The 14,119-nt window shown below is 64.1% G+C and carries 17 protein-coding genes; 2 read left to right on the forward strand and 15 right to left on the reverse strand.

All coding sequences use genetic code 11. The features are described 5' to 3' along the window. Positions 1-24 precede the first annotated feature (24 nt). From BLV18_RS01005 to BLV18_RS01040, 8 genes are all read right to left on the reverse strand, one after another. Entirely contained in the window at positions 25-348 is a 324-nt protein-coding gene (locus BLV18_RS01005; protein ID WP_043191527.1) for a DUF3392 domain-containing protein, read from the reverse strand. Between the two features lie 11 nt (positions 349-359). Continuing rightward, complete coding sequence (gene hemW, locus BLV18_RS01010; protein ID WP_090355594.1) at positions 360-1,547, reverse strand: radical SAM family heme chaperone HemW; 1,188 nt, start codon at positions 1,545-1,547, stop codon at positions 360-362. Then, positions 1,544-2,140: an RdgB/HAM1 family non-canonical purine NTP pyrophosphatase gene (rdgB, locus tag BLV18_RS01015; RefSeq protein WP_049861691.1), complete on the reverse strand. Its 597-nt coding sequence runs from the start codon at positions 2,138-2,140 to the stop codon at positions 1,544-1,546. Before rdgB ends, hemW begins: the two co-directional genes overlap by 4 nt. 167 nt (positions 2,141-2,307) lie before the next feature. Next, positions 2,308-2,928, reverse strand: a complete 621-nt coding sequence (gene metW / locus BLV18_RS01020; protein ID WP_043191520.1) for a methionine biosynthesis protein MetW — start codon at positions 2,926-2,928, stop codon at positions 2,308-2,310. Positions 2,929-2,935: 7 nt separating this feature from the next. Continuing rightward, a complete protein-coding gene (gene metX, locus BLV18_RS01025) occupies positions 2,936-4,075 on the reverse strand; it encodes a homoserine O-succinyltransferase MetX (protein WP_049861692.1) in 1,140 nt (379 codons plus the stop codon). A 151-nt stretch (positions 4,076-4,226) separates the two neighbouring features. Beyond that, positions 4,227-4,817, reverse strand: a complete 591-nt coding sequence (locus tag BLV18_RS01030; protein WP_049861693.1) for a YggT family protein — start codon at positions 4,815-4,817, stop codon at positions 4,227-4,229. A 9-nt stretch (positions 4,818-4,826) separates the two neighbouring features. Further along, a complete protein-coding gene (gene proC, locus BLV18_RS01035; RefSeq protein ID WP_090355597.1) occupies positions 4,827-5,648 on the reverse strand; it encodes a pyrroline-5-carboxylate reductase in 822 nt (273 codons plus the stop codon). Next, positions 5,645-6,385, reverse strand: coding sequence for a YggS family pyridoxal phosphate-dependent enzyme (locus BLV18_RS01040; RefSeq protein WP_090355600.1), 741 nt, complete (start codon positions 6,383-6,385; stop codon positions 5,645-5,647). The genes proC and BLV18_RS01040 overlap by 4 nt, the downstream gene beginning before the upstream one ends. A 66-nt stretch (positions 6,386-6,451) precedes the next feature. Between BLV18_RS01040 and BLV18_RS01045 the strand changes: the two genes are divergently transcribed. Next, positions 6,452-7,486, forward strand: coding sequence for a type IV pilus twitching motility protein PilT (locus tag BLV18_RS01045; RefSeq protein ID WP_043191513.1), 1,035 nt, complete (start codon positions 6,452-6,454; stop codon positions 7,484-7,486). A gap of 154 nt (positions 7,487-7,640) precedes the next feature. On the opposite strand, the gene BLV18_RS01050 is transcribed toward BLV18_RS01045, so the two are convergent. Beyond that, positions 7,641-8,276: a C40 family peptidase gene (locus BLV18_RS01050; protein ID WP_090355602.1), complete on the reverse strand. Its 636-nt coding sequence runs from the start codon at positions 8,274-8,276 to the stop codon at positions 7,641-7,643. Between the two features lie 249 nt (positions 8,277-8,525). Between BLV18_RS01050 and BLV18_RS01055 the strand changes: the two genes are divergently transcribed. Continuing rightward, the gene (locus tag BLV18_RS01055; RefSeq protein ID WP_049861697.1) at positions 8,526-8,933 is read left to right on the forward strand and encodes an NINE protein; all 408 of its coding nucleotides are present in this window, start codon (positions 8,526-8,528) and stop codon (positions 8,931-8,933) included. A gap of 134 nt (positions 8,934-9,067) precedes the next feature. On the opposite strand, the gene BLV18_RS01060 is transcribed toward BLV18_RS01055, so the two are convergent. The 6 genes from BLV18_RS01060 to BLV18_RS01085 all read right to left on the reverse strand — a co-directional run bounded on the left by BLV18_RS01060 (position 9,068) and on the right by BLV18_RS01085 (position 14,111). After that, positions 9,068-10,339, reverse strand: coding sequence for a dihydroorotase (locus tag BLV18_RS01060; RefSeq protein WP_056844462.1), 1,272 nt, complete (start codon positions 10,337-10,339; stop codon positions 9,068-9,070). Next, a complete protein-coding gene (locus BLV18_RS01065; RefSeq protein ID WP_049861699.1) occupies positions 10,336-11,340 on the reverse strand; it encodes an aspartate carbamoyltransferase catalytic subunit in 1,005 nt (334 codons plus the stop codon). Before BLV18_RS01065 ends, BLV18_RS01060 begins: the two co-directional genes overlap by 4 nt. An 11-nt stretch (positions 11,341-11,351) precedes the next feature. Continuing rightward, positions 11,352-11,870, reverse strand: a complete 519-nt coding sequence (pyrR, locus tag BLV18_RS01070; RefSeq protein ID WP_049861700.1) for a bifunctional pyr operon transcriptional regulator/uracil phosphoribosyltransferase PyrR — start codon at positions 11,868-11,870, stop codon at positions 11,352-11,354. A 264-nt stretch (positions 11,871-12,134) separates the two neighbouring features. Beyond that, the gene (ruvX, locus tag BLV18_RS01075) at positions 12,135-12,575 is read right to left on the reverse strand and encodes a Holliday junction resolvase RuvX (RefSeq protein ID WP_090355605.1); all 441 of its coding nucleotides are present in this window, start codon (positions 12,573-12,575) and stop codon (positions 12,135-12,137) included. Beyond that, complete coding sequence (locus BLV18_RS01080) at positions 12,575-13,144, reverse strand: YqgE/AlgH family protein (protein WP_049861703.1); 570 nt, start codon at positions 13,142-13,144, stop codon at positions 12,575-12,577. The genes ruvX and BLV18_RS01080 overlap by 1 nt, the downstream gene beginning before the upstream one ends. A 61-nt stretch (positions 13,145-13,205) precedes the next feature. Beyond that, the gene (locus tag BLV18_RS01085) at positions 13,206-14,111 is read right to left on the reverse strand and encodes an energy transducer TonB (RefSeq protein WP_090355607.1); all 906 of its coding nucleotides are present in this window, start codon (positions 14,109-14,111) and stop codon (positions 13,206-13,208) included. Positions 14,112-14,119: the final 8 nt, after the last annotated feature.

A 14,119-nucleotide genomic window follows, 5' to 3' on the forward strand; every position in this document is an offset into this window, starting at 1 on the left:
GAAGAGGCCGGTGAGGCTCACGCATCACTTGCGATCAGCGACAATCCCTAGCAGCACAAGCACCACCAACAGCACCGGCGCCAGGCTGTAGTTGTTGAACTGGCTCAACCCCTTCAGCACCCAGGGCGTGGCATAGATCAATGCCGCGCCACTGCCGATCACGCACATCAGGGCAATCAGTGGTACTCGCAGCGCGCCCGAGAGCGAGCCCAGACGGCCCTCGGCCCACGCCTTCACATCGGCGCCGAACAGCACCAGCACGCAGCCTACCAAGGCCAGGGAAATCTCCGAAAGGTTGCCTCGGCCCCAGCGTGAAACGGTGGCGAGCAGATCGAGCACGAAATCCATCAGGACAATCCTTATACCAGGAAGTATTGCAGCAGGTCGTTGAGGAACAACTGCCCGCGGGCAGTGGCGACCAGACGCGTCGGTTCGACCTGTAAAAGGCCTTTTTGTTCGGCCTCGGCGCGTGCTGCGGCCAGGGTCTGCAGGGGCAGGCCGGTCCGCTGCGCGAACAGCTCGGCGTCGACGCCCTGGGTGAGGCGCAGCGCGTTCATCAGGAACTCGAAGGGCAACTCGTCGGCAGTCAGGGTTTTCTCGCCCGCCTTGAACTGCTTGCCAGGGTTCAGGTAATCCTTGGGCAGACGGGTTTTCCAGGTGCGCACGATGCGCCCGTCGGGGTGGCTCAGCTTGCCGTGGGCGCCGGCGCCAATACCGATGAAGTCGCCGAAGCTCCAATAGTTGAGGTTGTGACGCGCGGCCTTGCCCGGCCGGGCATAGGCCGACACCTCGTATTGGCTGAAGCCATGCTCGGCCAGCAGGGCCTGGCCGGCTTCCTGGATGTCCCAGAGGATATCGTCCTCGGGGAGCTCGGGCGGCTGATTCCAGAACACTGTGTTGGGCTCCAGGGTCAGCTGGTACCAGGACAGGTGCGTGGGCGCCAGAGCGATGGCCTGGCGCAGGTCGTCCAGGGCTTCTTCCAGGGACTGGTCGGGCAGGCCATGCATCAGGTCCAGGTTGAAGTTGTCGAAACCGGCGCGACGCGCCATTTCAGCGGCGCGCAGCGCTTCGTCTCCGGTATGGATACGCCCGAGGGCTTCGAGCTTATTCGGCTGGAAACTCTGGATGCCGATGGACAGGCGGTTGATCCCAAGCTTGCGATAGGCGACGAACTTGTCCTGTTCGAACGTGCCGGGGTTGGCCTCCAGAGTGATCTCGATATCCGCCGTGAACGGGATGCGTTGTTCCACGCCCGCGAGCAGCCGGCCCAATGCCGCAGCACTGAACAGGCTGGGCGTGCCGCCGCCGAAGAAGATCGAGCTCAGTGGCCGTCCGTAGACCGCTGCCAGGTCCTGATCCAGGTCCGCCAGCAGTGCGTCGACGTATTCCTCTTCCGGCAGTACGGGACTGGCCGCGTGGGAATTGAAGTCACAGTACGGGCATTTGCGCACGCACCAGGGGACATGGATGTACAGCGCCAGCGGCGGCAGCTGCGTCAGCACCTGGCTGGGAGGCGGCGCCGCTGGGTAGATCAGTGAATCGTTCATGCCAGGCTCAGGCGTTGACGCAGCAAGGCCATGGCGCGGGCGCGATGACTCAGTTGGTTCTTTTGCGTGGGGTCGAGCTCGGCGCTGGAGCAGTTGCGCTCGGGCACCCAGAACAGTGGGTCGTAGCCAAATCCATGGGCGCCGCTGGCGGCGTGCAGGATGCGACCGTGCCAGAGCCCTTCGCAGAGGATCGGCAACGGATCCTCGGCATGCCGGACCAGCGCCAGCACACAGACGAACTGCGCGCCGCGCTGTTCGTCCGGGACGCCCTGCAGGGCATCGAGCAGCTTGGCGTTGTTGGCGGCATCGCCCTGGCCATCGGCGTAGCGCGCCGAATAGATGCCGGGGGCACCGCCAAGGAAGTCCACGGCCAGGCCGGAATCGTCGGCCAGCGCAGGCAAACCTGAGAGACGCGCGGCGTTGCGGGCCTTGAGGATGGCGTTCTCGACGAACGACAGCCCGGTTTCCTCAGGCTCGACCTGGCTGAATTCGCCGACCGAACGCAGCTGCACCGCACCGCCGAGCATGGCCTGCAATTCCTTGAGCTTGCCGGCGTTGTGGCTGGCGAGGACGAGTTGAGTGAAATTGATCATGGTTGTGAATGGGTTCCGAAGGTTTCAAAGAGCCAGTTCATGCCGGCGGCCTGACGAATCGGGTCGCCTTCTTCGCGGGCAGAGCCCCGCTCCACAAGGTGAGTTTTGCGCACGATCCTGTGGGAGCGGGGCTCTGCCCGCGAAGAAGGCGCCATGGTCGTCGAGTGTTACACCGCCACCCGATGCTCCTGCAGACCAGGGCTGCTGACCCGGTAGATGCCGATTTCACCCAGAAGGTTAGGCCAGATCTTGCTCGCCCACCCGTGCCGGTGCTGTTGATCCACCGCCAGGCGATTGAGGACCTGCGCCCGGCGCTCGCTGCACAGGGCTTCGAAGTCGGCGAAGGTGCAGAAGTGAATGTTCGGCGTGTTGTACCAGGTGTACGGCAGAAACTCTGACACCGGCATGTGGCCCTTGCTGGCCAGGTACCAGCGGCAGCGCCAGTGACCGAAGTTGGGGAAGGTGATGATGCACTGCCGACCGACCCGCAGCATCTCGTCGAGAATGCGATCCGGGTATTCCACGGCCTGCAGCGCCTGGGTCATGACCACGATGTCGAAACTGTTGCTGGCGAAGTTGCCCAGGCCCTTGTCCAGGTCCTGCTCGATGACGTTGATGCCCTTGCGTACGCACTCGGTGATGTTGTCGGCATCGATTTCCAGGCCGTAGCCGGTGACCTGCTTGTGGTCGCGCAACCAGGCGAGCAGTTCGCCGTTGCCGCAGCCCAGGTCGAGCACGCGGCTGCCGGCGGGGATCCAGTCCTGGATGATTTCTAGGTCAGCTCTCATGGATGCCTCACAGTGCAATGCGGTTCATGTAGCTGCTGAACGCCTGCAGATACCGTGGAATGGGGATCAGAAAGGCGTCATGACCCTGTGGTGCATCGATTTCCAGGTAGCAGACGTCTTTCTTGGCGGCCATCAACGCATCCACCAGTTCGCGCGAGCGGGCCGGCGAAAAGCGCCAGTCGGTGGTGAACGACATCACGCAGAACTTGGCTTTGACGTTGGCAAAGGTTGCGGCCAGGTCATCGCCATGGGCAGCGGCCGGGTCGAAGTAGTCCAGCGCCTTGGTCATCAGCAGGTAGGTGTTGGCGTCGAACCGGCCGGAAAACTCCTCGCCCTGATAGCGCAGGTAGCTTTCAACCTGGAACTCGACGCTGTGGAAGTCATAGTTGAGCTTCTCGCTCTTCAGGCCACGGCCGAATTTCTCGCCCATCGAATCGTCCGACAGGTAGGTGATGTGCCCGACCATGCGCGCGAGCATCAGGCCGCGCTTGGGAATCACGCCACGGGCCTGGAAATCGCCGCCATGGAATTCGGGGTCGGACAGGATGGCCTGGCGGGCCACTTCGTTGAAGGCGATGTTCTGCGCGCTGAGCTTGGGCGCCGAAGCGATCGCCAGGCAGTGGCGGACGCGGTCGGGGTAGGTGATGGTCCACTGCAGCGCCTGCATGCCGCCCAGACTGCCACCGACCACCGCCGCCCACTGGGCGATGCCCAGCGCGTCCGCCAGACAGGCCTGGCTGTGTACCCAGTCTTCCACGGTCAAGACCGGAAAATCGGCGCCGAACGGCTTACCGGTCTCGGGATCGATGCTGCTGGGGCCGGTGGAACCGTTGCAGCCGCCGAGGTTGTTCAGGCTGACCACGAAGAAGCGGTTGGTGTCGATGGGCTTGCCGGGGCCGATGCAGCTGTCCCACCAGCCCGGCTTGCGGTCTTCGGTGGAGTGGTAACCGGCTGCATGGTGATGGCCCGACAGCGCGTGGCAGATCAGCACCGCATTGCTGGCGCTGGCATTGAGCTGGCCGTAGGTCTCGTAGATCAGGTCGTAGGCGGGCAGCGACCGGCCGCAGGCCAGGGCCAGGGGTTCGCTGAAGTGGGCAATTTGTGGAACGACCAGACCGACGCAATCATCGGGAAAGACAGTGGACATCGACCCTGCTCACGCTTGAATGAGGCGTAAGTCTAAAGAGCGCAGGGCAGAGGGGCAAGCAGCGCTTGGCGGGGGTACAGGCGAGTGTGCAGGCAGGCTTGCCAGCTGCGCGAGCGCTCGTAGGAGCGCTGGCGCAGCTGGCGTGCAGCGGTCAGATCAGCAGGCGCAGAATCTGCGGCATGCCGGTGGTCATGGCCAGGTTGTTGATGACCAGCATGTCCAGCAGTTTGAGCACCATGAAGGCCAGGATCGGCGAGATGTCGAGGCCGCCCAGGTTGGGCACGATGCGCCGGAACGGCGCCAGCGCCGGTTCGCAGATCTGGTTGACCAGCTCGGCGCCGGGGTTGTGGCTCTGCGGCGCGACCCAGGAGAGGATCACGCTGATGATCATGGCGAAGAAGAAGATCTTCAGGAACAGCGCCGTCACCCCGATGATCGCCCACACCAGCAATTGCAAGGGGTTGCCCGTGGTGCCGTAGGCCAGCAGCAGGGTCAGCGCCATGATGATCATCTGGATGACGATGGCCAGCAGCAGTGAGGACATGTCCAGCCCGAACAGGCTGGGAATGATGCGCCGCACCGGTTTGAGCAGCGGCTGCGTGGCGCGCACGATGAATTGGCTGAGCGGGTTGTAGAAGTCGGCACGCACCAGTTGCAGCACGAAGCGCAGCAGCATGATCAGCAGGTACAGACTGCCCAGGGTTTGCACGACATAGATTGCCGCAGTATTGAGACCGTACATGAAAGCTCCTTATTGACCCAGCTGCTCGGCCAGTTCGGCCGAGCGCCGGGCTGCCGCGTTCAGGGCGTTCTGCACCAGGGTTTCGAAACCCTCGGACTGGAATGACTGGATGGCCGCCTCGGTGGTGCCGGCGGGTGACGTGACGCGACGGCGCAGCTCGGCGGCATCGACATCGCTGGCAACCGCCATGTGTGCGGCGCCCAGCGCGGTCTGCAAGGTCAACTTGGCTGCCGTCTCGTGGGGCAGGCCGAGTTTTTCCCCGGCGGCGGTCATGGCCTCGATCAGCAGGAAGAAGTACGCCGGGCCGCTGCCGGACACGGCGGTGACGGCATCCAACTGCTGTTCTTCGTCCAGCCACAAGGCCAGGCCGACCGCGCCTAGCAGGTCTTCGGCCTGTTGGCGTTGTTCGGCGTTGACGTCGGCGGTGGCGTACAGGCCGCTGGTGCCCTGGCGCAGCAGTGACGGTGTATTGGGCATGCAGCGCACGATTGGCTGTTGCTCGCCGAGCCAGCGTTGCAGGCTGGCGCAGTTGATGCCAGCGGCGATCGAGACCACCAGCTGACCGGGTGCGAGGCTGGGCGCCAGTGCCTGGCAGACCTCTTTCATTCCCTGCGGCTTGACCGCCAGCACCACGACGTCGACCCCTTCGATCGCTTGGGCGTTGTCGGCGAACACGTCGATGCCGTGTTCGGCCGCGACCTTGTCACGCTGCTCGGCGCCGCGATCGCTGGCGCGGATGTGGCTGGCTTCGACACCCTGCGCACGCAGGCCGCCGATCAGACTGGCGGCCATGTTGCCGGCGCCGATGAAGGCAATACGAGTCTTGCTCATGAAGGATCCTTGGTGAAAGGTGAAGGGGCCACGCCCGTGTCCGCTGGTGGAGTGTGCTGGCCGTAGTCGCGGGCGCCGAACAATGCCGTGCCGATGCGCACCCAGGTGGCGCCCTGGGCGATGGCAGCCTCCAGGTCGTGGCTCATGCCCATGGACAAGGTGTCCAGCGGCAATTGCAGGTCGTGTTGCAGCGCGCGAACGTGGGCAAAGGCAGCGTTCTGCGCCGCCGGATCATCGGTGGGTTCCGGAATCGCCATCAGGCCACGCAGGTGCAGGTTCGGCAGCGCTGCAATGGCCGTGGCCAAGGCGTGCACATCGTCGGGCGCGCAACCGGACTTGCTGGCCTCGCCGCTGACGTTGACCTGAATGCAGACGTTGAGCGGCGCCAGGGTGCTCGGGCGCTGCTCGCTGAGCCGTTGGGCGATCTTGAGGCGGTCCACGGAATGTACCCAGGCGAAGTGTTCGGCGATGGCTCGCGTCTTGTTCGACTGAATGGGGCCGATGAAATGCCAGATCAAGGGCAGGTCGACAAGTTCTTCCTGCTTGCTCAGCGCTTCCTGCAGGTAGTTTTCGCCGAAATCGCGGACACCTGCAGCGAATGCCTCGCGGATGGCCGTGGCCGGTTTGGTCTTGCTGACCGCGAGCAGGCCGACTTGGCTCGGCTTCCGCTGCGCCTGCCGGGCAGCGGCTGCGATTCGGGCACTCACTTGCGAAATGTTGTCTGCTATCGTGGACATTGAATTCGTGCCGGCGGGTTTCAGGTCTGCGGCATTCTACCTGCTTGTCTGTATTTGGGGAGTCTCATGGACATTACCGAGCTGTTGGCCTTCAGTGCGAAACAAGGCGCATCCGATCTGCACCTGTCCGCAGGCCTGCCGCCGATGATTCGGGTGGATGGCGACGTGCGCCGCATCAACTTGCCGGCGCTGGACGACAAACAGGTCCAGGCGCTGATCTACGACATCATGAACGACAAGCAGCGCAAGGACTTCGAGGAGTTCCTGGAGACCGACTTTTCCTTCGAGGTGCCGGGTGTGGCGCGCTTTCGGGTCAACGCGTTCAACCAGAACCGCGGCGCCGGTGCGGTGTTCCGGACCATCCCGTCCAAGGTGCTGAGCATGGACGACCTGGGCATGGGAGATGTGTTTCGCAAGATTACCGAAGTGCCACGCGGGCTGGTGCTGGTCACCGGGCCGACCGGTTCGGGCAAGTCGACCACCCTGGCCGCCATGATTGACTACCTCAACAGCAACAAGCACCACCACATCTTGACCGTTGAGGATCCGATCGAATTCGTCCATGAGTCGAAGAAGTGCCTGGTCAACCAGCGTGAGGTGCATCGCGACACCCTGGGCTTCTCCCACGCCTTGCGCTCGGCGCTGCGCGAAGACCCGGACGTGATCCTGGTGGGCGAGATGCGCGATCTGGAAACCATCCGTCTGGCCTTGACCGCGGCCGAGACCGGGCACCTGGTGTTCGGCACGCTGCACACCACGTCGGCGGCGAAGACCATCGACCGGGTGGTCGATGTGTTTCCGGCCGAAGAGAAGTCGATGGTGCGTTCGATGCTGTCCGAATCGCTGCAGGCGGTGATTTCCCAGACCCTGCTGAAGAAGATCGGCGGCGGGCGGGTGGCGGCGCACGAGATCATGATCGGCACGCCGGCGATTCGTAACCTCATCCGCGAAGACAAGGTCGCGCAGATGTACTCATCGATTCAGACAGGCGGGTCGCTGGGCATGCAGACGTTGGACATGTGCCTGAAGAACCTGCTGGCCCAAGGTGTCATCAGCCGCGACTCGGCCCGGGAAAAGGCCAAGTCGCCGGACAACTTCTGATCTGCATCAATCCGGCTGGACGGCGGTGTTCCTTTCGCGGCCACAGACCGCTCCTACGGGGTACCTCAGCATCCCGGGGGAACGGTCAGCCACCGCGAAGGACTCCTGTAGGAGCGGTCAGCGGCCGCGAAGGGCGCGCCGCAGTCGATGGGGATCAGCGTTGCACGATGCGCAGCGCAGGTTCCTTGGGCAGGACGCGCTTGGCGACGGCGTAGTGGGTGTTCCAGTACGGCTTCTTCAAGGTGTCGATGGTCACGGCCTTGCCGCGGCGTGGGGCATGGATGAAGCGGTCGTTGCCCAGGTAGATGGCAACGTGGTTGACCTTGCGGCTCTTGATGTTGAAGAACACCAGGTCACCCGGCTTCAGGTCCTTGCGCTCGACCTTGACGCCGTGGCCAGCAGCCATGGCGGTGGACGTGCGCGGCAAGTCGACGGCCTTCACATCGTTGAAGGCATACTTGACCAGACCGCTGCAGTCGAAACCCTTGCTCGGGCTGCTGCCGCCCCAGCGATAGGGCGTGCCGAGCACGTTGACGGCGCGGCTGAGCACATCGCTGCTCTGCCTGGAGGCAGAGGTGCCGACCTTGACGGTGGTGACCTTGGCCAGGGCCTGGTTGTTACCGGCGGGGCGGGTCACGACGATGCGTGGCGCACGTTGCGATTGTTCGGAAGCCGGCTTGGCGGTGTAGCCATTGAAGCCAGCGGGAAGTCGTTGCTCACGATTGGTGGCGTGGGCGGCCAGGGGCAATAATAGGCAGATGGTCAGCCATGTCTTGAAAAATGGACGCATTCGGCAGGGCTCATATGGGTAGGCGCGCGACTTTATAACAGCTTTTTGTAGGGTTTTTAATCCGCTGGTCGAGGCTCGAAGGTCGCAAATGGCACCATTTCGGCGCAGAATTGTCTTTTGTGCGGCACGCAAGTCAGGTGCTGCAAGGGTTCAGCCGATGTCGGTCACAGAAATGCCATACGTCGGGACGGGACAAAAAAGTCACAAATTTGTTTAGAAATTTTTTATATCAGAGGACTTGCATCGAGAATGAACACCTATCGGATCCATGATACCCACAGCAAGATCATGGGCTATCTGCTGTGGATTTTGGGCTTCACCGGCGCTCATCGCTTCTATTACGGCAAGCCGGTCACCGGAACGATCTGGTTCTTCACCCTGGGCCTGTTCGGTATCGGCTGGATCATCGACCTGTTCCTGATCCCGGCCATGGACCGGCAGGCCGACATGCGCTTTCACAGCGGCGATACCAACTACAACGTGGCGTGGGTGTTGCTGACGTTCCTCGGTTTGTTCGGTGTGCACCGCATGTACCAGGGCAAGTGGATCACGGGTGTGATCTACCTGCTGACCGGGGGATTGTTTCTGGTGGGTGTGCTGTATGACTTCTGGACCCTGAATGATCAGGTGTCGATGAAGAACGCGCAGCGTCGGTAGCTGGTGCCAGGCCATGGGGCTTGTTTGTGATCCAGCAGATAGATTGCGGTGAGGCCTTCGCGGGCAGAGGGCTCAGCCGCCCGCCCCGCTCCCACAGGGTACGCCGCCCTGCCCGCGAAGGGTTCGCTGCGGTATCAGTGACTGAAGCTGATATGCCCGTCCACCAGGGTGTAACGCACGGCACCCGGCAAGGTGTGACCGAGGAACGGACAGTTGGCGCCCTTGGACAGCCAGCGCTCGCCGGCCACCGTCGAGACGTTTTCATCGAACAGCACCAGATCCGCCGCCGCGCCCACTTGCAGGCGTCCAGCCGGTAGCCGCATGGCGTCGGCCGGGCCTTGACCCAGGCGCGCCAGCAGGGTCGGCAGGTCGAGCAGACCGTCCTGTACCAGGGTCAGTGCCAAAGGCAACAACAGTTCCACACTGCTGATGCCTGGCTCGGTCGCACCGAATGGCGCCAGCTTGGCGTCGCGATCGTGCGGCTGGTGGTGGCTGGCAATCGCCTGCACCACGCCCTTCTTCACCGCCGCGCGCAGGCCTTCACGATCCGCTACGGAACGCAGTGGCGGTTGCACGTGGTACAGGCTGGAAAATCCGGTCAGCGCTTCGTCGGTCAGAATCAACTGGTACAGCGCCACGTCAGCCGTGACCGGCAGGCCGCGCGCCTGCGCCTGTTCGATCAGCTCCACACCGCGGGCGGTGGTCAACTGGCTGAAGTGCGCGCGCACGCCGCTCTGCTCGACCAGCAGCAGGTCGCGCGCCAGGGCGACGGTTTCTGCGGTGGCGGGAATGCCCGCCAGGCCCAGAAAGGCAGCGGTTGGCCCGTCGTGGGCAAGCCCGCCCGCAGACAGATCACGGTCCTGAGAATGGAAGATCACGGTCAGGTCGAAGGTGGCGGCATATTCCAGCGCGCGGCACAGCGTGCGATTGTTGCCGAAGCTGTTCAGGCCGTTGCCAAAGGCAATGCAGCCGGCATCGCGCAGGGCAATCAGCTCGGCCAGTTGCTCCCCTTCCAGACCCTTGCTCAAGGCGCCGATCGGGAACACCTTGGCATGGCCGGCTTCGCGGGCGCGATCCAGGATCAGTTCGGCCACCGCCGAGGTATCCAGAATCGGTTTGGTCAGCGGCGGGCAGCACAGGCTGGTAACGCCACCGGCCGCGGCGGCACGGGTTTCACTGGCGATGGTGCCCTTGCGGCTGTAGCCGGGCTCGCGCAGCGACACGCTGAGGTCGACCAGGCCGGGGGCGGCGACCAGGCCAGTGGCGTCCACGCGCTGGCTGGCGGTGAAATCGGCGGGTGCGTCGCCGATCGCCACGATCCGGCCCTGGCTGATGTGCAGGTCGCTGATCTGGTCCAGGCCGCTGGCCGGGTCGATCACCCGGGCGCCAAGAATACTGAGGCTCACTGGGCGTTCTCCTGCTCGAATTGACGCTGGGCTGTCTGCCCGCTCATGGCCATCGACAGCACCGCCATGCGGACCGCGATGCCGTAGGTGACCTGGTTGAGAATCACCGAATGGGGGCCGTCGGCGACGGCCGATTCGATCTCGACGCCGCGGTTGATCGGTCCGGGGTGCATGACGATGGCATCGGGCTTGGCGCCAGCCAGGCGTGCGGTGGTCAAGCCGTAGAGCCGATAGAACTCGCCTTCGCTGGGCAGCAGGCCACCGCTCATGCGCTCACGCTGCAGGCGCAGCATGATCACCACGTCGACGTCCTTGAGGCCCTGTTCCAGGTCGGTGAACACCTTGACGCCATACTGCTCGACGCCCACGGGCAGCAGCGTCTTCGGCCCTATCACGCGGATGTCCCGGCAGCCCAGGGTCTTGAGCGCGATCATGTTCGAGCGGGCCACGCGCGAATGCAGGATGTCGCCAACGATCGCCACCGACAGGTTCTCGAAGCCGCCCTTGTGCCGACGAATCGTGAGCATGTCGAGCATGCCCTGGGTCGGGTGGGCGTGGCGGCCGTCGCCACCGTTGATGATGGCCACTTCCGGGCTGACGTGCTCGGCGATGAAATGCGCGGCTCCGGAGTCGGCATGGCGCACGACGAACATGTCGGCGGCCATGGCTTCGAGGTTGCGCAGGGTGTCGAACAGGGTTTCACCCTTGCTGGTCGAAGAGGTCGACACGTTCAGGGTGATCACGTCGGCCGACAGGCGCTGGGCGGCCAGTTCGAAGGTGGTGCGGGTGCGCGTGGAGTTCTCGAAGAACACGTTGCACACGGTCTTGCCGCGCAGCAGCGGGACTTTCTTGACCGCGCGCGCGCCGACTTCCAGAAACGAGTCGGCGGTGTCGAGCACTTCGGTCAGCAGTTCGCGGGACAAGCCGTCGAGGGAAAGAAAGTGGCGTAGCTGGCCCTGGTCATTGAGCTGCAGCGGGCGCTTGGCGTCGATAGGCGTCATGGCGGGGGCTCTTAAAGGCTGGAGGCGGAAGCGAGGTCCTGGCGCTCGAGGGCGAGCGGGGACGGGCCGAGCAATTTTACCCGCTCATGGGCGGCCAGTGACAGGGTGGCGCCGACGATGTCGGGACGAATTGGCAGTTCGCCAGCGTCCAGGTCGAGCAGGCAGACCAGGGTCACGCTGGCGGGGCGCCCGTAGTCGAACAGCTCGTTGAGGGCTGCGCGGACGGTGCGGCCGCTCATCAGCACGTCATCGATCAGCACCAGATGTTGGCCCTCGATCTCGAAGGGCAAGGCCGAGGGGCGCACTTGCGGGTGCAGACCGTTCTGGCTGAAGTCGTCGCGGTAGAACGACACGTCCAGGGTGCCCAGCGGTGCTTCGCTGTCCATGGCCTGGAGCAACGCTTGAGCGACCCAGACACCGCCGCTGTGAATGCCGATGTAGCGCGGCTCGGCAATGGAGCGCCTGGCCAGATGGGCCTTGAGGTCGACAGCCATCGCGCCGATCAGCTCGGCCGGGTTGGGAAGGCTCATGTGTGCTCCTGTGATTGATAGCGTCCAAAGAGAGGGTGCAACGTGGCGCGGCTTGCACCCCACCTGCGGCAGCGGCGCAAGCCGCGTCGGCGGTCGTGCGGTGTATCTGGAAGAATGCGTCGAGGCCGGACGCGGCTTGCACCGCACCTGTAGCAGCGGCGCAAGCCGCGTCGGCGGTCGTGCGGTGTATCTGGAAGAATGCGTCAAGGCCGGACGCGGCTTGCACCGCTGCTACAGGGGGGCGGGGTGCGGCGGCTGTCATCTTCAGGCGTCGCCACCCAGCGCATTGGCCTCCAGCCAGCCTTGCAGCAGCAGCTTGGCGGCGATGGCATCGACCGGGTTGTCACGGTAGCTGCCACGCTGGCCACCGCGGGCCATGCGTTCGCCCTTGGCTTCGAAGGTGGTCAGGCGTTCGTCGTGGGTGTGCACCGGGATGTTGAAACGGCCGTTCAGGCGGCGGGCGAACTTTTCCGCGCGCTCGCTCATTTCGCTGGGGCTGCCGTCCATGTTCAACGGCAGGCCGACGACGATGGCGTCCGGCTGCCACTCCTTTATCAGCGCTTCGACACGAGTCCAGTCAGGCACCCCGTTCTGGGCCTTCAGGGTGCACAGTTCGCGCGCCTGGCCAGTGATCACCTGTCCCACCGCGAAGCCGATCTGCTTGGTGCCGTAGTCGACGCCGAGCAGCAGTCTGGGGGCGGCCATCAGGCGTGACCCGCCTGGCTGGTGAGCAGGCTGAGATTGATGCCCAGGCGTGCTGCGGCGGCGCCAAGGCGCTGTTCGCTGTCGGTGTTGAAGAGGATATCGGGGTCGAACGGACAGGTCAGCCAGGCGTTGTCGGCCAGTTCGGCCTCCAGCTGGCCGGCTTCCCAGCCTGCATAACCCAGGGTGATCAGGCTTTGCGCCGGGCCTTCGCCGTCGGCGATGGCGAACAGGATGTCCTGTGAGGTGGACAGCGAAACCTCGCCCAGGTCCACCGTGGCCTGGAACACCGGGCCGCTGGGGTGCAGGACGAAACCGCGGTCGGTCTGCACCGGTCCGCCATTGTAGATCGGCACCTGTTGGCAGGAGGCTGCGGGTTCGGTTTCCGGTCGCAGTTGCTCGAGTATATCCGCCAGGTTCAGGTCCTGCAGGCGATTCACCACCAGGCCCATCGCGCCATTGGGCGTGTGCTCGACGATGTAGGTCAAGGTATGGGCGAAATTGGGGTCCGCCATGTGTGGCATGGCGATCAGGAACTGGTTCCTGAGGTAGCTGGTTTCGAGGTTTTTCATACTTTGTAGTGTGGCGTTGCCTCGTCGGCCTGACAAGCGTGGGGGCACAGTTTCATCCGCTTCAGTTGCTTTGCAGACGGTCGCCCTTGGCGAAGCGCCAGGTACGGATGATCTCCAGGCGATCGACGTCGGCCAGATCGCCGGTAAATGGTGCGAACGGCGCAGCCAGGCGTACGATGCGCTGAGCGGCCTGGTCGAGCAGCGGCTGGCCGGACGACTCCAGCACCAGCACCTCGTAGAGCGACCCGTCGCTGTTGATCGAGACCATCAGGCGCAGGCTGCCGTAGATCTGCTGGCGCCGTGCTTCGTCGGGGTAATTGAGGTTGCCGATGCGTTCGACCTTCTTGCGCCAGTCGTCCTTGTACCAGGCGCCCTTGTCGCGCATGGTCGAGGCCGCACTCAAGCGGTGGATGCGCGGGCGCTTGGCATAGGCCTGCTGTTCGTGGGACAGCTCGGCTTCCAGGCTGGCGATCTCGCTGGACAGCTGCGAGCTGTCGAATTCGGGGGTGGCGGCCTTGGGCTTGGGCTCGGGCTTGACCGGCGGCGGTCGCGCCTCGGTCTTCACGGGTTTGGGCGCCGTGGTGGCGATGGTCTTCTTGACCGGCGCAGGCTCGGGCTGGGTGACCGGCTTGGGCGCGGGCGGTGGCGTCACCTTGTTGATCTTGTCGTCCTGGAAGGGCGCCACTTCGGTGGTCTTGGGCACCGCCTTCTTGTCCAGGGTGCCGCTGCCCTGCTGGTTGTCCTGGGCCAGAAAGTCCGCATCCTTGGGCGCGGTCTGGCTCTTGAGCGGTGCCAGGGTCACTTCCAGCGTCTTGCTGATCTGAGTCGGTGGCTCGATGCCGAAGCCCACCCCGGCGATCAGGGCAACGTGCAGCAATGCCGCAAGAAACAGGGTAAAACCCAGCCGATCCGCAGGGCGAGCACCGATGCGGGTCAGTTCAGCAGGGAGGTCGGCGGGCAGCGTCATGAAGAATC

It is taken from the genome of Pseudomonas coleopterorum (genome assembly GCF_900105555.1).
Classification (GTDB): domain Bacteria; phylum Pseudomonadota; class Gammaproteobacteria; order Pseudomonadales; family Pseudomonadaceae; genus Aquipseudomonas; species Aquipseudomonas coleopterorum.